This window comes from Stenotrophomonas sp. SbOxS2 (genome assembly GCF_013416715.1).
Taxonomy (GTDB): Bacteria; Pseudomonadota; Gammaproteobacteria; order Xanthomonadales; family Xanthomonadaceae; genus Stenotrophomonas; species Stenotrophomonas lactitubi.
On record NZ_JAAVXD010000001.1, the window covers coordinates 362,896 to 386,313 of the forward strand.

Genomic DNA, 23,418 nt, shown 5'->3' on the forward strand with positions numbered 1-23,418 from the left:
GGTCGATGCACTGACAACCATGACCTTCGGCCATGGGGCTCGGCACCGCACAGGCCTAGCATCGGGGAATCCTCTGCTGCTGGAAGTTGCCGATGAAAACCCGTGCCCTGGTGATGTCCGTGCTGTTCGCGATGGCGGCCACGCCCGCGCTGGCGCAGACCCCGCCACCGGGTGATGCCGCCGCCCCCGGCCTGCTGCGCATCGATGTCGACGCGCGCGACCTGGCCCGGCGCATCTTCAAGGTGACCGCCACCGTGCCGGCCAAGCCCGGCCCGCTGACCCTGCTGTACCCGCAGTGGATTCCCGGCAACCATTCGCCCACCGGCCCCATCGACAAGCTGGCGGGGCTGCGGGTGACCGCCAACGGCAAGCCGTTGGCCTGGCAGCGCGACCAGTTCAACGTGTACGCGTTCAAAGTGGACGTGCCGGCGGGTGTGAGTGAGATCGTCGCCCACTTCGATTTCCTGTCTTCGCAGGGTGGAAGCCAGGGCCGGGTGGTGATGACCCCGGAAATGCTCAACCTGCAGTGGAACGCCAACTCGCTGTATCCGGCCGGCGTGGACGCGCGCAATCTGCAGGCGCAGGCGAGCGTGACCCTGCCCAAGGGCTGGGCCTATGCCACCGCGCTGGAAACCGCACGCCGCGATGGCGACACCGTGGTGTTCAAGCCGATTTCGTACGACCACCTGGTCGACTCGCCGTTGTTTGCCGGTGAGCATCACCAGCGCATCGACCTCGACCCGGGCGCGAAGGCGCCGGTGCATCTGAACGTGTTCGCCGACGATGCCAAATCGCTGAAGCCAACCGATGCGCAGTTGAAGGTGCATCGTGCGCTGGTGCAGCAGGCCGACAAGCTGTACGGCGCGCGTCACTACGATCACTACGAATTCCTGCTTGCCCTGACCGATCGTCTCGGCGGCATCGGGCTGGAGCACCATCGCTCCAGCGAGAACAGTGCCGACCCGGGCTACTTCACCGAGTGGGACAGCAATGCCTGGATGCGCGACCTGCTGCCGCATGAGTACACCCACTCGTGGAACGGCAAGTACCGTCGCGGTGCCGACCTGGCCACGGCCAATTTCAATACGCCGATGGGCGACAGCCTGTTGTGGGTGTACGAAGGCCAGACCCAGTTCTGGGGCCAGGTGCTGGCCGCGCGTTCCGGGCTGTGGACCACTGAGCAGGCGCGCGACATGCTGGCGAACGTGGCGGCAACCTATGACCGCGGCCGCCCGGGCCTGGCTTGGCGCCCGCTGCAGGACACGACCAACGACCCGACCATCGCCCAGCGCCGCACGTTGCCGTACCGCAATTACCAGATGAGCGAAGACTACTACTCCGGCGGGCAGATGCTGTGGCTGGAGGTGGAGGGCAAGCTGCGTGGGCTGACCGGCAACCGTCGCAGCCTGGATGATTTCGCGCGTGCCTTCTTTGGCGTTGGCAACGGCGATTGGGACGTCAATCCGTACACCTTCGATGACGTGGTGGCGACTCTCAACGGCATCGCGCCGTACGACTGGGCCAGTTTCCTGCGCCAGCGCCTGGACGGGCACGGATCGCTGACCGGCGGCCTGGAACTGGCGGGCTGGAAGCTGGTCTACCGCGAGGCGCCGAACGAGGCCTACAAGGCACAGGAAAAACGCGCGAAGGCAGCGCTGCTGGCGTACTCGCTGGGCGCGACGGTGCTCGACAGTGGCGTGGTCGGCGATGTGGTCTGGGACAGCCCGGCGTTCAATGCCGGCCTGGCGCCGGGCATGAAGGTGATCGCCGTTGGCGGTCGCGAATACAGCAGCCAGCGCTTGAAGGATGCGGTGGCTGCAGCGGCCACTGACAAGGCGCCGATCACGCTGTTGGTCAAACAGTTCGACCGCATCGATACGATGAAGATCGACTACCACGGCGGCTTGCAGTATCCGGTGCTGGAACGCATCAGCGGCCGCCCGGACCGCCTTGCCGAACTGTGGAAGGCGCGATGAGCCTGCGGACGCGCGACGGGGTGATCCTGGTGGTGGCCGTGCTGGCCATCGTCGGCGCCTACCTGGACGGCGACGGGCGTTGGCTGCACTGGTTGGCCAAGCCGGCAACCACGCTGCTGATCGCCGCCATCGCCTGGCAGGCGCGGCCGGTGGCGGATGCGTTCTACCGGCGCGCGGTGCTGGCCGGCATGCTGTTGTCCTGCGTGGGCGATATCGCGCTGATGCTGCCGATCGACGCGTTCGTGCCGGGGTTGGTTGCCTTCCTGCTTGCGCATCTGTGCTACATCGCCGCGTTCCGTGCCGGCCTGCGCGCGGGCCGCGGATTGCTCGCTGCCTTCGTGCTGCTTGCCGCATTCGCTTCGATCAACGTGGCCGGCCTGTGGCCGCATCTGCCGCTGCCGATGCGCATTCCGGTGTTGGCCTACGTCGTGGTGCTGGCCGCCATGGCGGTGCTGGCACTGGCGCGTTACTGGGAGCGGCCGCACGCCGATGCGCGGGAAGCCGGCAGCGCGCGCTGGGCGGCCGCTGGCGCACTGCTGTTCGTAGCCAGTGATTCGTTGCTGGCGTGGGATCGCTTCGGCGGTGGACTGCCGTTGGCCAGCCTGCTGGTGCTGTCCACGTACTACGCCGCGCAGTACGCCATCGCCCGCTCGGTGAGATAGCAGAAAAGGGGACGGAGGGGATCAAGTCGCTTTGGCCATCGTCGCGCCACTTGCGACCTAATTCCCTCCGTCCCCTTTTTCTACTGCAGGTTGCCCTTGGCGTCGTAGCGCAGGCGCACGGTCTGGCGGTCGCCGGCTACTTCATCCGGCAGCCACACCAGCTTGCCGCCCTTGCGGATGACCACATACACATGGCCGACCTGGGCCGGCGTACGCATCAGTGCATTGCGCTGTTGCTGCAGGGCCTGCGTCACCCGTGGCACGGCATCGAAATCGATGTTGGCCAGTGCGGTGCTGCTGCGGCGCAGGCTGATGGTCGGCGCGAACTGTTGCGGATTCACCGCATCGCCCTTGCGCCACTGCCCGCGTTGGTAGTGGTAACCATCCACGTGGCCCGGCTGCTGTGGATCGACCAGGTCGATGTCGATGCGGCCGTCGTCATGGAAGTGGATGCTGTGGAAGACGACCAGGCGTTCGCCGGCCAGTCCGGGCATTGCCTCCAGCGCCTGCCGTGCAGCCTGCAGGCGCTCGGCGTCGAGCAGCAGGTTCGGCCGCGTGCGCCCGGGCGCCTGCATCGGTTCGAAAGCCGCCCGTGGCGTTGCGATGGCCGTGGTGCGCAATGGTTGTTCCCAGGGAGGCTGCTGTGTTGCATCCGCAGGCGTAGTCGATATGGCGCCACGCAGGGTCGCATCGACGGTCTGCAGTGCGCCGCCCGCCGTGGCGACACCGGCCAGGGCCAGCACCACGCCGGCAAACACCAGCGGTGTGGACACGGGCCGCTTCACGCGTCCTCCATGCGCACGCTGCGGCGATCATCCGGGTCGTACAGGATGTCGACCTGCCCGCGAGGAATGTTCGCCAGGTCGAGCAGCGCAACGAAGCGACGCACGCTGGCCTGCTGCACGTTGCCCTCGCGGTCGAGGTATTCCAGCTGGAACTCCACCTGCGGTTGTTCGTTGACGTAGGTACCGGTCTGGCGCACGTCGAGTACCCGCGCTTCGGCACCGATACCGCGGTACTTGAGCGCTTCGCCGCGCGCGTCGATCTGCAGCGTGCCGGCGAGCAGGCGCGCCAGCAGGCGCAGGCCGATCAGGTAGATGCACAGCACCAGCGGGCAGATCAGCAGTGGGTGACCGAATCCGAGAAACGTCCAACCCATGCCATCGCTCTGCAGGCGGTAGGCCATGACGTACGCAGCAGCGACCCCGACGATGCCGACCAGGCCGCCGATGGCCCGGCGCCACAGGCTGGCGCGGTCCAGTTCCGGTTGCGCGCCTTCCAGCATCAGGTTGGGCGATGTGCCCGGCGTGCGGCTGAGCAGCACATCCACCTGTCTGCCCACGGCAAAACGCTGCAGCTGTGGCTTGCTGTCGACCACGACCAGCGTTTCGGTGATCGGCGTGCCGGACAGGTTGTCGAAGGCCAGTTGCAGCCGCCACTGCGCGAAGCCACGCACCTGCACACCGGTCTGCTCGGCCTGCTCGATGCGCGCGCTGCGTGGCTCGCCGTTGGCGAGGATGCTGCGCACGCGTTGCAGTGCGCGCGGTGGCGCCAGCAGCAGGTAATGCAGGAAGGCGTACAGCAGCACCAACCACAGCGCCAGCGACGTCGCCAGTAAACCCAGTGCCAGCCAAGGCGCGCTGCGGTGGCCCAGGTCCATCGGCCAGCTGGTGCCGTAATAGAGCAGGCAGGGGAAGGGCAGCGCGAAGAACAGCATGAGCGCGCCCAAGAACCAGAGGTAGGCTTTCATGACTCGCCTTCGACGCCGTGGAACAGGCGGCGTAGGGTACTACGCTCAGCGGAATTGCAGGGTCAGCAGGAAGTAGCGCCCCAGCGGATCGTCCAGTCCGGCCATCTGCCCGCCGCTACCGACCAGATGGTTCACCGGTCGCGTATCAAGCAGGTTGTGCACGTCCAGTGCGGCAATCACGCGCGGGCTCAGCCGTCGCGCCAGGTGCAGGTTCCAGCGCAGCTGCGCGGGGTTCATGCAGAGGCGCTGGTCATGCTGCTCCTGCGTGCATGCTTCACCGGCCAGCCATGCGCGGGTGCGGCCGACGCGGTTGCCACGCAGGGCGATGTCCCAGGAAGGGTTCTGCCACTGCACGTTGAGGATGCCCGCGTTCGCCGGCGTGGCATGCCCGCGCAGGTCCACCGATTGGCCATGGCTGCGATCACGACGCAGTTCCTGCTGTTTCAGTGCATCCAGCGAGAACAGCCATTGCCCGTTGCGGCCGGCATCCACCCGGTACTCGCCACGCAGTACCCAGTTACGCGAGGTGGTGCGGCCGATGTTGTCGAATGACAGGCGAAGATCACGCAGGCGGCCCTGCTCATCCAGCTCCCAGGTACCGGGATTCCACAGGGCGTCGCTGGGTTGCAGGGCGAGGATCTCGTTGCGCAGTTCAACGATGTTGTGGGTCAGCGACAGCGAGAACGCATCATTCGGAGTCCAGCTGGCGGCCAGCGAGTGGCTGCGCGAAGTCTCGGCTTTCAGCGCATCGTTCTCGACCACCTCTACTTCCACCGCGCAGCCACCACCACGCAGGGGGCGCGCGCACGGCGGAAGGGAAGCCGATGCGGGCAGGGGATACAGGCCGAAGTAGCCCGGCGGTCGCCGCCGCTCGAAGATGCTGGGCGCGCGGTAGCCGCGGCCACTCGCCAGCAGGAACGACCAGTGCGGGCTCGGGCTCCAGCGCAGGCCGGCACGCGGCGAAAATGCAGTGTCACCGCCATCGCGGTCCAGCCGCGCGGCCACGTCCAGGCGCAGCGTCGGCGCCAACGGCAGGCCCAGTTCGGCGTAGGCGGCGTTGCTCTGCCGCGTCAGCCGGCGCTGCTCCATCGGCAGGCCCAGCGCCAGCTCGCCCTTGCCCAGCAGCGGGTCAGGCAACGACGTCCAGCGCTCGCGGCGCAGATCGATGCCGGTCGCCAGTTGTGCTGCACCACCGGGCAGTGTCATCAGGGTGCGCTGCATGCCCCACCAGCCCTGCCACTGTTCGGTGCGTCCGCGGTTGTGGATGGCCGGAAACAGTTCCTCTGCCAGCCCCGGCGGCAGGGTGGAAAAGCCGGGCAGGAAGTCCAGCGTTCGTGCGGCTTCCAGCAGGCGTTCGCTGCGCACGGTGCCTTCGGTGCGCAGGTCCACCTGGCTGCGCTGCGCGCTGAGGCCGGCATCCCAGCTGCGACCGGCACGCTCACGGCCCATGCCGAAACTGATGTCGCCTTCGGTGGCATGCACGCGCGGGCGTACTTCGCCGCCTTCCTGCAGCACCACGTTGAGGATCGCGCCACGGTTGAAATTGAGGGCGACGGCAGTCGGGCCCAGTTCAAAGCGCTGGCGGTTGTGGCTGGCGCGTGCTTCCACATAGGCGTAGCGTCCGTCACCGCGTTCGTGGCGATAGCGCAGGTAGCCGGACAGTGTTTCCGATGCCGGCTGCAGCGAGCGCGGGCGGGCGTTGTCGAACCAGCAGCCGTCGTCTTCGCGCTGCAGCGGCGGATGGCACTGCGTGGCCGGGTAGTAATCGCCGTTGCCCAGGATCAGCCCGATCGGGTACAGCGAGGTTTCTGCATGCCAGTCGCGCTGGTCACCGGCCACATGCTGCAGGCGATGCAGGTCGACGCCGGCAAACCAGCGGTCGCCACCTTCGCGCACGCCACCGGTGGCTGCCTGCAGCCGGTACTGATCGCCATCACCACGGCTGCTGACCCCCGATTGCAGCGTGGCCTCCTGCCCCTCGGCCTGGTCGCGCAGAATGATGTTGACCACGCCGGACATTGCGTCGGCGCCGTAGATGGCCGAAGCACCGCCGCGCACCAGTTCGATGCGCTCGACGAAGCTGAGCGGAATGCCACCCAGATCGGTCAGCCCGCCTTCTTCCAGCGAGACCATCGGATAGCGCGGCAGGCGCCGGCCATTGACCAGGAACAGGGTCGCGCGCGGGCCCATGCCATCCAGGCTGGTGGTGGCCGCTGCGCCGACCGGCAGGTACAGCGAATCGCCACTGCGCGAGGTGCTCAGGGGCGGGTGGCCGTTCATGCCGGGCAGGTGGCGCAACAGGTCGAACAACGTGCCGTAGCCGCTGCGCAGGATGTCTTCGCGGTCGATCATTGTTACCGGCAGTGTGGTCTGCACGGAGGTGCGCGGCAACCGGCTGCCGGTGACATGGATCGGCGCCAGCTCCACCTGCACCGGCTTCGATGGCGGTGGCGGCGGTGGCCGCCGTACCGGCTGCGCGACCACGTCGGGTGGCGCAGCATGCCGGCGCACCACGAATCCGCCGCTGGGTGTCTGCAGGATGTTCACCGGCATGCCGGCGACGAGCTGCTTCAGTGCGGCGGCCGGCGCCAGCGAGCCGGCAGCGCCGCTGGTGCGCAGGTCGCCCAGTTCACGTGCGTCGAACACCAGGGCGATGCCGCTCTGGCGCGCCCATTGCTGTAGTGCCGGCGGCAGGGCGCCAGGAGCGATCCGATAGTCGACCTGCCTGACTGCCTCGGCAGCGCCTGTCGTGGCCGCCAAACCGGGCACCAGCACAACGCATAGCAGGGCCTGCAGCAGGCCCCAGCGCAGCATGTCCCAACGAAGCACACCCGGCGCCGGCATCGGCCGCCGCCTCAGTAGGTGCGGCGCAGTTCCAGCGCGCCATCCGAGCGCGGCTGGCCAGCAATGGACCACCCCAGTTCCAGGGCGGAAAGCAGTTCGTGCGCGTCGCCTGCACGGAAGGTGCCGCTGACCGCGAGGTCGGCGATATCCGGGTCGGCGACCACCAGGGGCGTGCTGCCATAGCGGTTCATGCGCTCGACCACGGTGGCCAGGGGCGTGCCGTCGAACACCAGCTTGCCCTGCGGCCAGGCCTCGGCGGCGGCGGTCGAGGACAGCTGCGGGCCCGGTTGGATCTTCCCGGAGGCCAGGACCTGCAGCTGCTGGCCCGGCGAGAGCGTGTGCTGCGCGTTGCCACTGGTGACTTCCACTACGCCTTCCAGCAGCGCGACTTCGACCCGGCCGTCAGCCAGGCGTTCAACCTGGAAGGTGGTGCCGATATCGCGGATCGAACTGCCACCGGCCTGCACCCGCAGCGAGCGCGATGACGGTTCGACCTGCAGCTGGATGCGGCCCTGTTCCAGTGCCAGTTCGCGTTTGCGCCAGCCGAAGCGTGCGGTGAGCGTAGTGCCGGCGTCGAGCATGGCGATGCTGCCATCGGCCAGCGTGCGCTGCTGCGGCAGCAGGCTGGCGTTGGCATAGGTCAGGGGTGTGGGATTGCCATCGGTGTACAGCATCCAGCCCAGGCCAACGGCCAGGCATACGCCGGCAGCGGCGGCCACACTTGGCAGCCAACGACGCTGCGGCCTGCGTGCCGCGCGCGCGGCGGCGGTGCGCAGCCACGGGTCGCCGGCCAGGCCGGCACTGCGCTGGTGCAGCTTCTCGGCCTGCACCCATGCGCTGACGTGCGCGGGATCCTCGGCCAGCCAGTCCTCGAAGGATTGACGCTCTTCGGGGCTGCAGTCGGGGGCTTCCAGCCTGGCTACCCAGGCGCTTGCGTGTTCAAAAAGCAACGTGTCATCCCTGTTGTCGTTGCGGATCATTCGGTGTCTCCATCATTGTGGAGAGGATCGGGGCCCAGCTCCTTGCGCAGGCCCTGCAATGCACGGGCAATGTGTTTTTCCACGGTCTTGGCGGTGATGCCGCAATGCCGGGCGATCTGTGTATAGCTCATCCCGGTGATGCGGTTGAGCAGGTACACCTCGCGGGCACGTTCGGGAAGCTTGAACAGTGCCTGGCGCAGCAGGGCGAGCATCTGCCCGGATTCTGCCTGACGCAGCGGATCAGGAGAAGCACTGGCAGCTTCTTCGTTGCCGTCGCGTTCGGTCAGCGACAGGTGGTTGCGCGATTGCGGCGAGCGCCCGCGGTCTGCTAGGCGGTTGCGGGCGATGCGGTACAGCAGCAGCCGCAGTTCCTCGGTGTCGTGTGCGCGGTAGCGGATCAGGCGCTCCATGCAGTCCTGGGCGATGTCCTCGGCATCCTCGGGACCGACACCGCGGGCGCGCAGGAAAGCGCACAGCGGCGCGCGTTCCTCACGTACGAATGCAATGAAGACGTCCGGAATCCCAGGCAGTTCCGGCGCAGCACGGAGCAAAGGGGAGGGCACGGACAGGGGAGGACCTCGGACGACAATGACGGACGCGTCATCGAGTTTTACGCGACGGTGACCGGATGGGGAAGCCCGCATTTCTTCTGTATTTCCATTGTGAATGCATTCATCTTTTTTCTCGTCGCCGACTGGGGGCGTCTGCCCCGCTGCTGCGTTCTGCTTTCGACCCGCGTGGTGCGGGCGGAGAGAGAGAGAACGCAATGAAGCATTCGAAGTTGAGCATCGCCCTGGCGGGCCTGGTGGGTATCGCGACCCTGGGCCAGATGGATGACGTCATGGCAATGAATTATCACGTGCAGGGCGATCGCGTCGTGCTCAGTGGCGGTGTCACCGTCGCCGACGTGGTCGCACTGCCGGCGTTGCTGGCCAAGGCACAGGCCGAAGGCCGTCCGATCCGCGAAGTCGTGCTGCGCACCTCCAATGGTGGCGCGCTGATCGCGGGTGAGTGGCTGCAGGGGGTGATCCGCAGCAACGGCCTGAACACCATCGTGTCCGGCCACTGCATCTCGTCCTGCTCGATCATGCAGTCCGGTGGCGTCGAACGTTACCTGGCCGGCGACCTGCCGCTGGTCGACTCGGTGCAGATCCACGCCGCCAGCAGCGGTGGCAAGGTGATCTATACGCCGTCGCCGCGGATGACCGAGATCTACACCGGCAATTACGGCGGCGGCATGGATGCCGGGCTGCTGCACAAGGCCATGTACGAGGTGGTGCAGCCCAACGGCCTGCTGGTGTTCCGCGATCCGGCCCGGACCACCGGCCCGTCGGTCAGCTTCGATCCCGATGGCAGTGGCCGCAAGCTGGAAACCTTCCCCGGCCAGGACATCTACAGCAACAACATCATCACTGCCGGCGGCTACCGCGACCCGGGCGACACCCTGACCGTCACCGGCAATGTCAGCGGCGACATCAACCCCGGCTACCTGCGCACCGCTCGCCAGCTGCAGGCGTTCGTCGATGACGACTTCGCGCGCTGGAACGATACCGACTTCGCCACGACGTACATCAACTATGCGGTGAACATCTACAACCGCTCCAGCGCCGGCCCGAACGGCATCGGCCCGGCGTCGGTGCAGGATTACCTCAACGACCCGGGTACACGGCAGCTCCTGCTTGGCCAGTTGCGCCTGGATGAGCTGGATGCTTCCACGCTGGGCAACTCGGCCGGCGTGATCCGCGTCGCCAAGGGCGGCACCTGGCGCACTGCCGAAACCACCGGCGCCGATTTCATGCTGGTGGAGAACGGCACCATCGCCCTGGAAGGCGGTGCCCTGCGCACCCCGGAGCTGCGCGTGCTGGCGGCCGGCATGGTGGTCGGCCACGGCGACATCGCCTCGGTTGCCACCGACTCGAACGCACTGCTCGATGGCACCGGCCCCTCGTTCCGCGAGGATGGCTTCAACCGCCTGCGCGTGTACGGCACCCTGATGCCGCGTGGTGGTGACCTGGTCACCCACGGCTACGTCAACATCATGCCGGGCGGCAAGGTACTGTTCGACGTCACCGAGGCGGGCGGCACCAACAGTGGCCGCCTGCGTGTGGGCGACTTCTACGACAGCGGCACCAACGAGGGTGCGCTGGTCATCTCGCCGGGCGCGCACCTGGAACTGAACGTGGCGCAGGGCTTCTACGCCGGCAACTACCAGCGCGAACTGGTGAGCGGCCCGATCTACCAGGGCGGTTTCACCGATGCGGTGCGCCTGGGCGACACCGGCTATACGGCCAGCATCACCAACGGCGAGGTGTTCCGGCCACGCCACAACTCGTTGCTGAGCTTCAACATCAAGCAGACCGCCGAGGGCCTGTCGCTGACCGCGAACCCCGGTTTCGACCAGCTCGCGCAGCTCACCGGCAGCAACGGCAACGACGGTCTCGGCCGTGCGCTGGCCACGGCCGGCCAGCGCCAGGATGCCGGCCTGAAGCCGCTGCTGGGTGCACTGCAGTTCGCGGACCGTGATGTGATCGCACAGCAGGCCGGTGCACTGCGCGGTGATGGCCATGCCAGCCTGCGCCTGGCCGACAACGCGCTGGTCGGCAGCATCGGCAGCGTGGTGCAGCAGCACCAGGCCGCACGACGCAGCGGCAGTGGTGACGCCGGTGGCCTGGCGGCACAGGCCGCGCAGGCGGCGTCGGCACAGCCCGGCATGGCCAATGGCAGCCTGTTCAACCAGTTGGCGATGCACCTGGTGGAGCCGGCGGGCGCGGGCGGCGGCAGCACCAGCTTCGGCGGCGAAGCACCACGCAGCCACGGCCTCTGGGGCCGCGGCTTCGGCAGCCACGGCCGCATCGACGGTGAGGGCGGCGTGGCCGGCCTGAGCCATACCGTCGGCGGCATCGTGCTCGGTGCCGATACGCAGCTGGCCGATGACCGGGTGACCCTGGGCGTCAGCGTTGCCGCGGCGGACATGTCGACCAAGGGCCGCGATGGTTCCGGCTTCACCGGCGACGTGCGCGCGCTGGATGTGGGCGGCTACCTGGATGCCACCTACTCGCGTGGCTACCTCTCGGCCTCGGTGCGCTACACCGACCTGCGCCACGACACCCGCCGCAGCATCGAGGGCATCGACGGCCTGCAGGGCCCGCTGCGTGCCAAGTACAACAACGATGCGATCTCGGCCCGCCTGGAGCACGGCTTCTCGTTCACCACCGCCAAGGGGGTGGTGATCCAGCCGCTGCTGCCGGTGGTCGACTACGCGCGCACCTCGGCCACCCGTTTCAATGAAGGGCAGGGTGCCGGCGCGCTGGTCGGGCGTGGTGACAGCCTGGAAAGCATCCGCGTCGGCGCGGGCCTGCAGTTGTTCAAGACCTTCGAAGGCAACAACGGCGAGCGCATCACCCCGCGCGCGCGCGTGGTCTGGCAGAAGGAACTGGGCGACACCCAGGCCCGTTACAGCACCGGCTTCGCCGCTGCGCCGGACCTGGTGTTCGGTGCCAGCAGCCAGACCGTGGGCGAGCAGGTGCTGGCCTGGAATCTGGGCGTGACCAGCCGCGCCACCGATCGCCTGTCGGTGATGGTCGACTACGTGGGCGAGCGTCGCGACGGCCAACTGCAGAACGGCGTGATGCTGGGCCTGGGCTATACGTTCTAAGGCAGTACCGGTACCGGCGGCAGTCACGCCGCCGGTGCCATCCCCATCGATGTGCGGGTGCGCTATGGTCGTGGCGGATTTCCGCGCAGACCTTCCCATGCAGATCGCCGTTTTCAGTGCCCGTCCCTACGATCGCCGCTTTATCGAGGAAGCCAATCTGCGCGAAGGGGCAGGGCAGCAGTTCCAGTTCGTGTATTTCGACGCCGCGCTGGATGTGCACACCGCCGCACTGGCACAGGACTGCGCTGCCGTCTGCGTGTTCGTCAATGACAGGCTTGATGCGCCGGTGCTGCAGGCCCTGCATGCGCTGGGCGTACGCGCGGTGCTGCTGCGCTGCGCCGGCTTCAACAATGTGGATCTGGCCACCGCGAACGCGCTCGGCCTGTTCGTCGCCCGCGTGCCGGCCTACTCGCCCGAAGCCGTGGCCGAGCATGCACTGGCGCTGGTGATGACCCTCAACCGGCAGACCCATCGCGCCTACAACCGCGTGCGTGAGGGGAACTTCATGCTTGATGGCCTGCTCGGCCGCACCCTGCATGGCAAAACCGTGGGCATCGTGGGTACCGGCAAGATCGGGCTGGCCACCGCGCGCATCTTCCGCGGCATGGGCTGCACCGTGCTGGGGCACGATCCGTATCCCTCGCCGGCCTTCGCCGAGATCGGCGCGATGGTGGAGCTGGACGAGCTGCTGTCGCGCTCGGACATCGTCTCGCTGCATTGCCCGCTAACGCCGGATACCCAACACCTGATCGACGACGCCTCGCTGGCGCGGATGAAGCCCGGCGCGATGCTGGTCAACACCTCGCGTGGCGGCCTGGTCGATACCCATGCGGTGATCCGCGCGCTGAAGTCGCGCCGGCTCGGCCACCTGGCCATCGACGTCTACGAGCAGGAAAGCGCCTTGTTCTTCCAGGACCTGTCCGGCGAGATCATCGACGACGAGGCCTTCCAGCGGCTGATGACCTTCCCCAACGTGCTGGTGACCGGCCACCAGGGCTTCTTCACCGTGGAGGCGCTGCAGGAGATCTCGGCGATCACGCTGGGCAACCTGGCCGATTTCGCGGCGGGGCGGGCGTGCGGCAACCGGGTGGCGGCGGGTTGAGAGGCCGGGCGGGTGGGCGTTTGACGGCAATCGTCACGACCGGATTGACCGCAGGGGCAGGGCGACCGTAAAATTGCCTGCTTCGCCGGAATAGCTCAGTTGGTAGAGCGGCGCATTCGTAATGCGTAGGTCGTAGGTTCGATTCCTATTTCCGGCACCAGTTGTAATGAAAAGCCCCGGCCTTGGTCGGGGCTTTTTGTTTGGGCGGCACGGCCGTTGTTGGTGCCGACCGCTGGCGGGCTGCTTCAGTAGTGCCAGCCCATGGCTGGCAGCCCCGAATTTCGAGCCTGCGGCTCGCTCGTCCCTCCGGCTTCCCAGGCATTTGGTTCTTCGTGCTGAAGCCGACCTGGACGCCGTATTCGGCCCAAATGCGGCCATCAAATTCCTCGATCCCCATTCCCGTGCTATGAATGCCCAGCCTTGCTTCAAGGCTCTTTCAGGGATTGGAAAGATGCGCTGGTTCGGGGGAACTGCAGGCGGTGTGTCTACCCGCTTCAGGAAGTTTGAAGGTCGTTTTCGAGAGCTGGGTGCATTGGGTGCCTGGCTGTGCTGCGTGCTGCTGATTGGCCTTGGCCTGTCGCCATCCGCACTGGCCCAGACAACGGTCACGTACATCCATACCGATGCACTGGGCTCGGTTGTGGCCGAGAGCGATGCCAGCGGCAAGGTGATCAAGCGCTATGACTACGAGCCCTACGGGGCCGTGGTAGGCAGTCAGGTCACGGATGGCCCGGGGTATACCGGCCATGTGAGCGACTCGGCCACTGGCCTGAGCTACATGCAGCAGCGCTACATGGATCCGCAGCTGGGTATGTTCCTGTCGGTCGATCCGGTGACTGCGTATGACCAGCCGGTAGGGCAGTTCAATCGATACCGGTATGCGAACGGTAATCCGTACAAGTTCACGGATCCAGACGGGCGGGAGAGTGGTGCAGCCTTCAAGGTAGTCAACGACGCCACGAATGGGCAGCCGATTACTCCACCGCCCAGAAATCCAAGCGACAGGCTCGGGCCGGCAATTGGCGCTGCACTGACAGCAGTTCTGGCCGCTCCAGTGCTGGCAGAGGTAGGTCTGGTCGCAATGGCAAATCCAGGAGCAGTTGCTACGGCAGCCGAAATTGGTGCAGGAGCAGCTGGTGTCACGGGCACCTCTGGCGCGGTGGCGGGAAAGATCACCGGGTACACGAAGCATGGGTTGAATCAGGCGATCTCCCGCGATGGTGGCAGAGGTGTTTCTGCAAAGGCCATACTATCGGCGGTAAAAGACCCTGCGAAGGTCGCTGAGCAGGTCGGTAGCAGGACTGCTTACACCGGGAAAGATGCGAAGGTAGTCCTGAATGGTGAGGGGAAGGTCGTAACTGCCATTCCAAGAAGCAGCGATGGGTTGAGAGACCCGAAGGTGAAGTGAAATGAAATGGTCTATCTCGTCCCGTCTGCATTCTCTGTTGGTTGAAATCGCAGCGAAGCACAGCCTTCACTTGCCTGAAGAGGGCATCAAGCACCTTGTCAAACAGGACCGCGAGTCGCTGATCGATGCATTAGTGCAAGAGTTTTCGGAGACCGGTTTGGGATCTGACGATGAGCCTAATCAACGAGGCGTCGAGATCGAAGAGATCATCGATTTCGTTGGCGCTATCGCTGATCAGACTGATGCGTCTAGCGACTAGGCAATGGTTTATTTGGAGCCGTAGGCGGCTGGTCGTAGGTTCGATTCCTGTTTCCGGCACCAATTGTACGAAAAGCCCCGGCCTTGGTCGGGGCTTTTTGTTTGGCCGACACGGCCGTTGTTGGTGCCGACCGCTGGCGGGCTGCTTCAGTAGTGCCAGCCCATGGCTGGCAGCCCCGAATTTCGAGCCTGCGGCTCGCTCGTCCCTCCGGCTTCCCAGGCATTTGGTTCTTCGTGCTGAAGCCGGCACGGGCGCCGCATCGAACGATTGCAGCGTTCGCGAGTCTTGATGATGTTGAAGTGCAAACGCAGATCGCAGGAATCTTCGTGAACTATGGTATGCATGTCTCATGACTGCGCCTTGCATTAGCGGAGCGAACTGAGGATTGTGGTCATGCTGGGAGTCATCAATGAATCACGGGGATGATGGCACCTGAGTAGCTCGACTCTCGGGCTGCTTCCGTGGGGTGAGTAGAAGGAGCCGGGTCGCCTGAAATGACTGGGGCGAGAGGTGGGTGGAAGGGTCTTAAGTTCGATTTCGGCTCGGATTCTTCTGGAATATTTGTCAATGGAGAGGACATGGTTAGAGTCGTTTTTGTCGTGTTGGCCTTGGTTGGGCTGTTGATTCCATTCAGTTTGAGAGCCCAGGACATAGTTAACAGATGTACGGGGGAATACCCGTATGAAAACAGACCCTGCGACCAAGGGCAGGCGTATGTTGAAGTCAATCGGAACCATCGTGCGTGGTTGGAGGCGAGGCCGGATTTCTACCCGCTTCATGTTCGACTGACGGACAGTGCCACCGGGGTCTATGAATGGATGTGTGGGACGCAGATCCCTTGGATCCCGGAAACGGGCTGTGGGATAGCATACTTCCGACCTCAGAATACATGTGGTACCAGACCGCCTAAGAGCCTTCCTGGTGTGACCGCGGGACAGAGTACATGCAACGACGGATGTGACTTCGTAGCTGCGGGGAATGGGCAGTCACTGCCTTCCGGTGCGGTCTGCGCGCCCCAGGATTGTCCTTATAGCGAGGACTCTGGCTGCGGGAAGGGGGTTGCAGATCTGCAGCGTGTCACCATGTCTTCCTCTGATCCTCGTCGTCTTTTCCACCTCCAGCAGACTTGTATTGCCAAGGGATCTTGTGAGATCCGTTGCCTGATGGACAATTGCCAGTGGATGGACTACGTCGTTCCGGCGTTCGTCGAGCCATACCTGGAAAAGAGAGCGTTCTGGCCGCTAGTTGAGGCGTCCTGTGAAGCCGTGAACGCTTTGATCAAAGACTATAAAGGTGGCAGATGGGTGGCCAGCCAGGAGTGCTTCGCTACCATGGGGTGGTACCACGTGCAGGTGGACCTTCGAGATGCTCTGGAGAAATTCGGATGTGGCTCGCAGAAAGACTGGAATATGGTGGGGCAGCGGATCATTCCATGCTTGATGGGAACGCAGCCAGAAAATCCCCGTGCCTATCATCAGGTGGGCGGGATCTTTGTCCACTTGGCCCGTGATCGCGTCAGGGAGCGTTGCCTGACCTCGCGCCAGAAAGATGGGCTTCTTGGGGATATTAATCAGGAGATCGGAGGGAAAATATGCAAAGCCGAATGATGATCATGCTTTTCCTGATGGCGCTTTCGTTTGGCTCCTCGGCGCAGAGCGACGAGCGCCCAGATTGGAGCATTCGTGCGTCTATTGGGAATGTTGATCTCATTGGGGAGTGGGAGTTGTCAGAGCTCCTGAGCGACGCCAGTTCGGAAGAGGTTCTTGCGGGTGCTGCGGTTTCCCAAGTGGGTGTAAAAAGGAACTCCTCGTTTCAAGTTAATGTGCAGTTGGTAAGTCCGAATGGCGCGGTTACTGACATAACGGGATCTTCAAAGCTGATGTATCGTCCCAAGGCATGTATGACTGTGGCGTCCAACGGCGTTGCTACGGTAGTGCCAGGCGAGAATTCTCTGTGGACTTGTGAAAAGGGTGATCCAATTCCATTGACCATCATCTATGCAGATCCCACTTCAAAGGTGGTGGCCATGAACATCTATCTGCTACAGGCTGAATGACTGACGTTGGAGGAGGGGGGCTCCGGCGTTGAGTTTTGTATTCTCGGATGGACGAGCCTTCACAGCTGTCATGTCGCGAATGCAAGACAGATCGGACGGTGCACATGAGTGTGTGCCGGCAGGAAACTCTGAAGGGATAGGATTGAACCCTGTCTTGCTAGCCTTCCTTGCCAAGCGAGTCGGTGGCTTTGCGATGCTGGGGGTGATCTATCTCCTCCGGGTGCAATCGGATGAATCACATCCATTGCGCTCGTTCCTTTTGCTGTGGGCTGCCTATGCGCTGATTTTATCCGCAGTTTTTGCAGCGGAGTCTTTTAGGCTGGCGAGGCCTTTTAGGCTTCGGTGCAGATAAGGAGATTGGTGATTTGTGTCGTCTGTGAGCCTGGTTCGGGTTCTTGTTTCTACCATTAAGGCGGTCAGGGCATGCCATGCCGCTCCGTTCGCCGCCAGCCTCATCCTCTGCCTATAATCGGCCGCGCAGATCACCTGCACCGGTTCACCCGCACGGAGGCTTCCCATCATGTCCATTGCCGCAATTCCCGATGTTTCACTGGTCGACAACAGTGAGCAGCGCACGCCGTTGATCCTGGTGCTGGACTGCTCCGGCAGCATGAGCGGTGGCCCCATCGAGCAGTTGAATGCGGGCCTCAAGCTGTTGGAGCAGGAGCTGAAGGCCGATGTGATCGCGGCCAAGCGCGTGCGCGTGCTGCTGGTCGAGTACGGTGGCATGGACAACGCCGCCATCAGCGGTGACTGGTGCGATGCGATGGATTTCGCCGCGCCCACGCTGTCGGCCAACGGCACCACGCCGACTGGCGCGGCGGTGGAACTGGCGCTGCAGGAAATCGAAGACGAGAAGGCGCGCTTCCGCCAGGCTGGCGTCGCCTACACCCGGCCGTGGCTGTTCCTTATGTCCGACGGCCAGCCCACCGATGCCTGGGAAGCGGTGGCCGAGCAGTGTCGCGATGCCGAGCAGCAGAACAAGGTGGCGGTGTTCCCGATCGCCGTCGGCAATGCCGACATGAGCGTGCTGGGCCAGTTCAGCCGTAATGGCGAGCGCGGCGTGAAGCGCCTGCAGGGCCTGCAGTTCAAGGAGCTGTTCCTGTGGCTGAGCGCGAGCATGCGGGTGGTCTCCAATTCGACGCCCGGCGGGCAGGTGCAACTGCCGGCCACCGACAGCTGGTCACAAGTGCCGGTCTGACCATGGCCTGGCGCGTGATGGCCGCATCGGCCACGGGACGGTCCCATCTGGACCGCGGGCAGCCCTGCCAGGACGCCTATGCGTCTGTGCAGGTGGGGCAGACATTGGTCGCGGTGGTCTGCGACGGTGCAGGCTCCGCATCGCACAGCGATGTGGGCGCCCGGCATGTATCCAGCAGCGTGGCGGCGTCGGTTACCGGATCTGCCCAGCTCGGTGCCGATCCACTGGCACTGCCGGTGGATGCGTTGCGCGCCATCATCGAAACCGCCGTCGACGATGCGCGCGGCCAGCTGGCGATGCTTGCGCTGAGCCAGGGCCTGAAGCTCTCCGACCATGCCTGCACGCTGGTAGGGGCGGTCGCCACGCGCGATGGCGGCTGGTTCTTCCATGTCGGCGACGGCGTCGCCGCCTGTGCCTTCAGCAATGAGTCGCCCGATGCCGTGTCACTGCCTGCCAACGGCGAGTACGCCAACGAAACGTGGTTCGTGACCGGTGGCAACTGGCGCGAGCAGCTGCGGCTGACCCGCTTCGAAGGGGCGATCGACGCGCTGGTGCTGATGTCCGATGGCGTGCAGCCGTTTGCGATGTCGCGCGCGGGCGACAGCCTGTTCCAGCCATTCATTGCACCGGTGATCCGCTATCTGGCCGGGGTCGACGAGACCCACGGCAGCCAGGCGCTGCATGCGACGCTGGCCGACCCGCGCACCGATCAGATCACCGGCGACGACAAGACGTTGCTGGTCGCGCTGCCGGCCTGAGCACATGCCCGGGCGCAGCGGCGAAAAGGTCTACGACGCACAGCGCAGACCGCTGACCCTGGAGCGGCTGCTCAAGAGTGGCGGCGCGGGCAGCGTGTTCACCCTCAAGGAGCGGCCGCGCGAAGTGGCCAAGCTCTACCACTCGGACAAGGACGCGCGCGTCTACGAGCGCAAGCTGCAGGCGATGCTGGAGCTGCAGCCGGACCTGCCGCCGATGGAGGGGCAGGGGGCCGACCAGGTGCAGATTGCCTGGCCGTTGACCCTGCTGCGGGACCGCAGTGGGCGTTTCATCGGCTTCACCATGCCGATCCTGGATCTGTCGGCCACCAGCGATCTGGAACATGTGCTGCAGGAGCGGCAGGCGCGTGCCGAGGGCCTGCCTACCGGCCTGGGCGCGAAGATGACCCTGGCCGCCAACCTGGCGGTGATGCTGGCTGCGCTGCACCGGCGGCAGCACTACGTGGTCGACCTCAAGCCGCTGAACGTGCGGTTCTATCGCAGCACCTTGTTCATCGCGATGCTCGATTGCGATGGTTTCAGCATCCAGGGCAAGGGCAAGCGTTTCCCGGCTGGGCAGGTCACCACCGATTATCTGGCGTCCGAGTTCCAGCAGCCCGGGGTGAAGCCGGGCCAGGAGGAGGCGCAGGATCGCTTTGCGTTGGCGGTGATGGTGTTCCAGCTGCTCAATTCCGGCCTGCATCCGTATGCGGGCCGGCCGCAGGGGGCGACGGTGCCCAGTGACCTGCCGGCGCGCATCGCCGCCAACCTGTACCCGTATGCGCGTGGCAAGCCGCATCCGCGGATGCTGCCCTCGCCGGTCAGCGGCCATGAGATGTTCCCGCCGGCACTGCGCGACATGTTTGATCGTGCGTTCTCGACGCAGGCGCGGCGGCGGCCTTCGGCGCAGGAATGGGCCACGCTGCTGCTGGACTACGCGCGGCGCAACGCCGGGCAACTGGTGGCCTGTGGCAAGGATGCGGCCCACCAGCATTTTGTCGGTATGCCATGTGCCGCCTGCGCCCGCGTCGAACTGCTGGCCGGCAGCGCACGCGCGGCGCAGACCCGCTCGCGGCAGAAACCGGCCAATGCCCGCAAGCAGCGCGGACGCACTGCCGCACGCGGTAACCAGGCGCAGCCGGTGGCCGCACAGGCGTCGGCGGCAAGCGGTGTCCCCGGGGTGATGTCGCGGGTGACGATGGCGGTGATCGGTACGTTGTTGCTGGGTTGGGTGATGGGCTGGGGCATGCCGGCCTACCGCCGCTACAGCGCGTTGGTGGACCCGGGGATCTGGGATGGCGTGGGGCTGGCCGTGCAGATGGCCATGCTGGCGATCGCGATCCTGCTGTTCATCCTGTTCGTGCCGATGCTGATCATGAGCAAGCGCCCATGAAGCTGCTGGGTGTACTGGCCGTGCTGCTGCTGGCCCTGATGGGGATGGCGCCGTTCTGGGGTGACCTCGGCGTGCTGGTCTACGGCTCGATCGGCTGGCTCGGACGACTGCTGTCGAGCGGCGCGTTGAGCGACGGCAGGGCGGCACTGCGTGCTGCGTTGCTGATCGGCGGTGCGGTGTCGGTGCTGTCGTTCCTGCGCGTAGCGGTGCAGGACCGGGCCGTGGACTATCTGATCGCGTCGGTGATGTTCGGCTTCCTCTCGTTCGTCATCTTTGTTGTCACCGGCATTTCCGGTGATGGGGCTACGGGCGCAGGGAGCATGCAAGGAGCGCGCTCGGTCGTGGTCGGAGAGGATCGTACGACGGTTCCGCGCTGGCATTCGCGCGGTCATTTCGAGCGGGAAATGCTCAACAAGGTGCACGAAACCGCGCGTGCCGCTGCGCGCGGCGATCTGCCGCGCACGCAGGCGCTGATGCAGGAGCTGGATCTGTGGGCGCGCAATGGCCCAGCGCTGCGCGAAGACCGCACGGAGTACGAGCGCCTGCGCGCGGCGTACAACGAGACCATCGAGACCCTTGCTGCCCGCTCCGGCCGTCGCACGCAAAGGACGGGAGGTCTGGCCAGCGACGCGGGCGCGATAGTGGATCGGCTTACCGCCGAGGAAGCGCGCGAGCTGGAACTGAAGCAGATCGAGCTGCTGCAGCAGATGTGGAAACTCTCGCCGTCGAGCACGACGGTAGCGATGCGCCTGCTGGCGACGGATCTGCAGGAGTTGGCGATACGCTCACGCTGGTCGCCGCGCAAGCCGTTCGACCGAGAGGGCGACGCGGCACTGGAAGAGCGCCTGTGGCGCGTCCACGGCACGCAGGAGGTGTTGTTCGCCTATGCACCGCTGGAGGAGCGCCTGTGGAATGCCTACGCGTCAACGATGGTCGACACGGACGAAGAGCTCGCACTGGGTGCGCTGGTGATCGCCGGACTGATCGACCGCAGCGACAAGACCGCCTCGGCTGATCCGGCCCGGTTCGACGTGAATACACTGCTGCTTGGCAGCGACGTGTTCATGCTCTCGACGCTGCTGGCCAGTGCCTCCGAAGACCGAATGGAGATCCTGAAGGCGCGCGCGACGCTGCTGCTGGGCGATGACGACCGGCAGGCGGCGGCAAGCAAAGGCGATACGCCGGAGGCAACCGGCACCGCTGCAGACCCGCCGGGTCCGGTGGTCTCGGAGCCCTCACCACCGGCAACCTCGAAAGTTGACACCGCCAAGCAGGCGCAACGCGCGATGCCGCCAGCGGGGATGCTGGTCGATCGCAAGGGCCTGGCGCTGCGTACGTCGCCACTGCTGCCGCCGCCGTCGCCACCGGCCGAGTATGGACAGGTGCTGGTCGACCTGCCCGCCGCCGGGTTCAAGGACCTGCGCCACGGCATCCCGCTGCGCGCGCCTGTGCAGGCCGACAGCATGGTGACCCTGCAGGTGGATGTCTGGCAGAGCGGCGTGGTTACCTCGGTGCTGATTGAAAGCAGCAGTGGCAACGCCGTGCTGGATGAGGCCGCGCGCAGGGGGGCACGTACCTGGCACAGCGCGTCGAAGGTGCTCACGGGCGGCGAGCGCAGGCAGGTGACGGTGGTGTTCAAAGCGCCTGTGGCTGCCGCACCACCGCCGATGACCGTGGACGCACCATCGCCGATCGCCATGAGCCCGCCGCCGCCGCAGTTGAACCCCGAACAGGCGCTGGGCGAGCAGCTGGCGGCGATGGCGCGCCGGCAGCCGCCGCGTTATCCGCGTGGTGACGGGGAGACGGCGCCGGAGGGCAGCGTCGAGCTGCTGATCACCTTGTCAGCCGAGGGGCGCGTGCTCGATGTGAGCGTGGACCGCAGCAGCGGGCACCCTGCGCTGGATCGCGCCGCGCGTGAGGCTGCGCTGAAATGGCACGTCACCCCCACACGGCCGGTGACCACGGTCAAGCAGATTACCCTGCGTGTGCCGGTGCAGTTCCAGGGCGGCTGACGGAACAGCCCGCGGCGCGGCCGTCACCGTGCCTGCACCGGTTGCCGCAGCACCGTTTTCAGGCGAGCAGGCTCTACCTTGCGTGGGTCGCCCAGGTAGATCTCATGATGCGGCCCGGCGAAGGTCAGCCCCTGTGCCGGCATGATCTGTTCATGCAGTTCGGCCACTGTCGGGCCCTCGTCATCATAGGAGCCTACATGCAGCGTCTGCAGGCACAGGCCTTCGTCGTAAAGCGCCAGGCGTAGGCTCTGTGGCGCGGTACCGCGCTTGTCCGATGCCTTGGCCACCGCTTCGTTGAAACGCGGAACGCCGACGTCCAGCGGCGTGCGGATCATCATCGTCCAGCGCCACGCGTGCTTGCGCCGTGCCACGAAGCTGGACGGGTCGTCTGCCCACCACAGCCCCTCCAGCGGCGGCACCACGTAATCCCGTCCTTCGGCCTTCATCGCGAACTTCAGTGCGTAGCTGACCGAGTACAGCCACTCGACCGCATCGCGATAGGCCGGCGCCTGGTTCGGATCACCCTGGCCATCAACCATCACGAAGGACATCGGCGGCACCTCGATCCGCACGAACGAGCCGACCGGTGGCCGGTACAGCGCCTTGTCCTGCGTCTTGAAGTCGATCTTTGCCGGCGCCGCGGCGGACCGGGTCATTCCGCCGCTCCGTTCGCAGGCCCCTTCAGTTCCACCGTGTTGCCGTCCGGATCCTTGAAGTACAACGACAATCCATCGCCCTCGGCGCCGAAGTTGACCTCGGCCGGCTCCAGTACCGGCACGCCGTGGGCGGCCAGGTGGGCGACCAGCGCGGTTTCGTCGAAGGGTTCGACGCGCAGGCAGAGGTGGTCGACGTTGCGACCTTCGCTGCCCGGCCCTCTACCGCCGTGGCGACCGAGCGTACCGTCCAGGCTGATCAGATCGATCATCGACGTACCCGCACGCAGGTGCACCAGGCCCAGGTGCTCGCGCCGCCGCACCGCCACGCAACCAAGCACCTGGGCATAGAAGGCTTCGCTGCGGGCCAGATCGCGCACCCGCAGTACCACGTGGTCGATGCGTTCAACGCTGAAGGGTCTGTCCATGCCGGGTTCCTCGAAGAAAGGGAGCTCAAAACTTGCTGAACCTGTTCAGTGGACTTTGCCGAACGAGGGGCCTCGTCGTCGCCGAGACCGATGCTACGCTGCCGTCCCCGCGCGTTCTGCCCGCCACAATGGCGCGGTGCGACAACGTGTCGCAGCCAGATCCGGGCCTTTCCTGCGCCTGATCATTGTCAATGCCTTTCTTAAATGGTGGGTGACGGCCTAAAATTGAAGGGCTGACTCGACCCCACCTTACCTGCCTGTCTTCTGGACGGGTGGGCCCGGCT

The 23,418-nt window shown here is 65.5% G+C and carries 19 protein-coding genes and 1 tRNA gene; 13 read left to right on the forward strand and 7 right to left on the reverse strand.

Annotated elements, in window-relative coordinates; all coding sequences use genetic code 11:
• Positions 1 to 92 precede the first annotated feature (92 nt).
• Both HFK18_RS01795 and HFK18_RS01800 read left to right on the forward strand, forming a co-directional pair.
• The gene (locus HFK18_RS01795) at positions 93 to 1,976 is read left to right on the forward strand and encodes a M61 family metallopeptidase (protein WP_180163961.1); all 1,884 of its coding nucleotides are present in this window, start codon (positions 93 to 95) and stop codon (positions 1,974 to 1,976) included.
• Positions 1,973 to 2,638 carry a lysoplasmalogenase gene (locus HFK18_RS01800; RefSeq protein ID WP_180163963.1) on the forward strand — a complete coding sequence of 222 codons (666 nt, stop codon included), beginning with the start codon at positions 1,973 to 1,975 and terminating at the stop codon, positions 2,636 to 2,638. Before HFK18_RS01795 ends, HFK18_RS01800 begins: the two co-directional genes overlap by 4 nt.
• A gap of 80 nt (positions 2,639 to 2,718) precedes the next feature.
• Here the strand turns inward: HFK18_RS01800 and HFK18_RS01805 are convergent, their stop codons facing one another.
• The 5 genes from HFK18_RS01805 to HFK18_RS01825 are packed head-to-tail and all read right to left on the reverse strand — an operon-like array spanning position 2,719 to position 8,733.
• On the reverse strand, positions 2,719 to 3,423 hold the full coding sequence (locus HFK18_RS01805; RefSeq protein ID WP_180163964.1) for a hypothetical protein: 705 nt from the start codon (positions 3,421 to 3,423) through the stop codon (positions 2,719 to 2,721).
• Entirely contained in the window at positions 3,420 to 4,388 is a 969-nt protein-coding gene (locus tag HFK18_RS01810) for a hypothetical protein (RefSeq protein ID WP_180163966.1), read from the reverse strand. Before HFK18_RS01810 ends, HFK18_RS01805 begins: the two co-directional genes overlap by 4 nt.
• Before the next feature lie 45 nt (positions 4,389 to 4,433).
• Positions 4,434 to 7,232: a TonB-dependent receptor gene (locus tag HFK18_RS01815; RefSeq protein WP_180163968.1), complete on the reverse strand. Its 2,799-nt coding sequence runs from the start codon at positions 7,230 to 7,232 to the stop codon at positions 4,434 to 4,436.
• An 11-nt stretch (positions 7,233 to 7,243) separates the two neighbouring features.
• A complete protein-coding gene (locus HFK18_RS01820) occupies positions 7,244 to 8,212 on the reverse strand; it encodes a FecR domain-containing protein (RefSeq protein WP_180163970.1) in 969 nt (322 codons plus the stop codon).
• Positions 8,209 to 8,733 (reverse strand): sigma-70 family RNA polymerase sigma factor, encoded by a 525-nt coding sequence (locus HFK18_RS01825; protein WP_099821119.1) that lies wholly within the window; start codon positions 8,731 to 8,733, stop codon positions 8,209 to 8,211. The genes HFK18_RS01820 and HFK18_RS01825 overlap by 4 nt, the downstream gene beginning before the upstream one ends.
• Before the next feature lie 245 nt (positions 8,734 to 8,978).
• On the opposite strand from HFK18_RS01825, the gene HFK18_RS01830 reads away from it, so the two are divergent.
• The 11 genes from HFK18_RS01830 (at position 8,979) to HFK18_RS01880 (ending at position 22,053) form a co-directional block, all read left to right on the forward strand.
• Positions 8,979 to 11,867 (forward strand): autotransporter domain-containing protein, encoded by a 2,889-nt coding sequence (locus HFK18_RS01830; protein ID WP_180163972.1) that lies wholly within the window; start codon positions 8,979 to 8,981, stop codon positions 11,865 to 11,867.
• A 97-nt stretch (positions 11,868 to 11,964) separates the two neighbouring features.
• Positions 11,965 to 12,969: a 2-hydroxyacid dehydrogenase gene (locus HFK18_RS01835; protein ID WP_180163974.1), complete on the forward strand. Its 1,005-nt coding sequence runs from the start codon at positions 11,965 to 11,967 to the stop codon at positions 12,967 to 12,969.
• Between the two features lie 84 nt (positions 12,970 to 13,053).
• Positions 13,054 to 13,129: transfer RNA gene (locus HFK18_RS01840), tRNA-Thr, on the forward strand.
• A gap of 246 nt (positions 13,130 to 13,375) precedes the next feature.
• Positions 13,376 to 14,377, forward strand: coding sequence for an RHS repeat-associated core domain-containing protein (locus HFK18_RS21740; RefSeq protein WP_257216034.1), 1,002 nt, complete (start codon positions 13,376 to 13,378; stop codon positions 14,375 to 14,377).
• Position 14,378: 1 nt separating this feature from the next.
• On the forward strand, positions 14,379 to 14,636 hold the full coding sequence (locus HFK18_RS01850) for a hypothetical protein (RefSeq protein WP_180163976.1): 258 nt from the start codon (positions 14,379 to 14,381) through the stop codon (positions 14,634 to 14,636).
• Between the two features lie 1,082 nt (positions 14,637 to 15,718).
• Positions 15,719 to 16,243 carry a hypothetical protein gene (locus HFK18_RS01855; RefSeq protein WP_180163979.1) on the forward strand — a complete coding sequence of 175 codons (525 nt, stop codon included), beginning with the start codon at positions 15,719 to 15,721 and terminating at the stop codon, positions 16,241 to 16,243.
• Entirely contained in the window at positions 16,240 to 16,692 is a 453-nt protein-coding gene (locus tag HFK18_RS01860; protein WP_180163981.1) for a hypothetical protein, read from the forward strand. The genes HFK18_RS01855 and HFK18_RS01860 overlap by 4 nt, the downstream gene beginning before the upstream one ends.
• A gap of 520 nt (positions 16,693 to 17,212) precedes the next feature.
• A complete protein-coding gene (locus tag HFK18_RS01865) occupies positions 17,213 to 17,893 on the forward strand; it encodes a VWA domain-containing protein (protein WP_180163983.1) in 681 nt (226 codons plus the stop codon).
• A 2-nt stretch (positions 17,894 to 17,895) separates the two neighbouring features.
• Complete coding sequence (locus tag HFK18_RS01870) at positions 17,896 to 18,651, forward strand: PP2C family serine/threonine-protein phosphatase (RefSeq protein WP_133120039.1); 756 nt, start codon at positions 17,896 to 17,898, stop codon at positions 18,649 to 18,651.
• A gap of 4 nt (positions 18,652 to 18,655) precedes the next feature.
• The gene (locus tag HFK18_RS01875; RefSeq protein WP_180163985.1) at positions 18,656 to 20,041 is read left to right on the forward strand and encodes a DNA-binding protein; all 1,386 of its coding nucleotides are present in this window, start codon (positions 18,656 to 18,658) and stop codon (positions 20,039 to 20,041) included.
• Positions 20,038 to 22,053: an energy transducer TonB gene (locus tag HFK18_RS01880; protein WP_180163987.1), complete on the forward strand. Its 2,016-nt coding sequence runs from the start codon at positions 20,038 to 20,040 to the stop codon at positions 22,051 to 22,053. The genes HFK18_RS01875 and HFK18_RS01880 overlap by 4 nt, the downstream gene beginning before the upstream one ends.
• Before the next feature lie 23 nt (positions 22,054 to 22,076).
• Here HFK18_RS01880 and HFK18_RS01885 read toward each other — a convergent pair whose 3' ends face one another.
• Together HFK18_RS01885 and HFK18_RS01890 are read right to left on the reverse strand one after the other, a co-directional pair.
• Positions 22,077 to 22,709, reverse strand: a complete 633-nt coding sequence (locus tag HFK18_RS01885; RefSeq protein ID WP_180163989.1) for a GyrI-like domain-containing protein — start codon at positions 22,707 to 22,709, stop codon at positions 22,077 to 22,079.
• Complete coding sequence (locus tag HFK18_RS01890; RefSeq protein ID WP_180163991.1) at positions 22,706 to 23,134, reverse strand: VOC family protein; 429 nt, start codon at positions 23,132 to 23,134, stop codon at positions 22,706 to 22,708. Before HFK18_RS01890 ends, HFK18_RS01885 begins: the two co-directional genes overlap by 4 nt.
• Between the last annotated feature and the right edge of the window lie 284 nt (positions 23,135 to 23,418).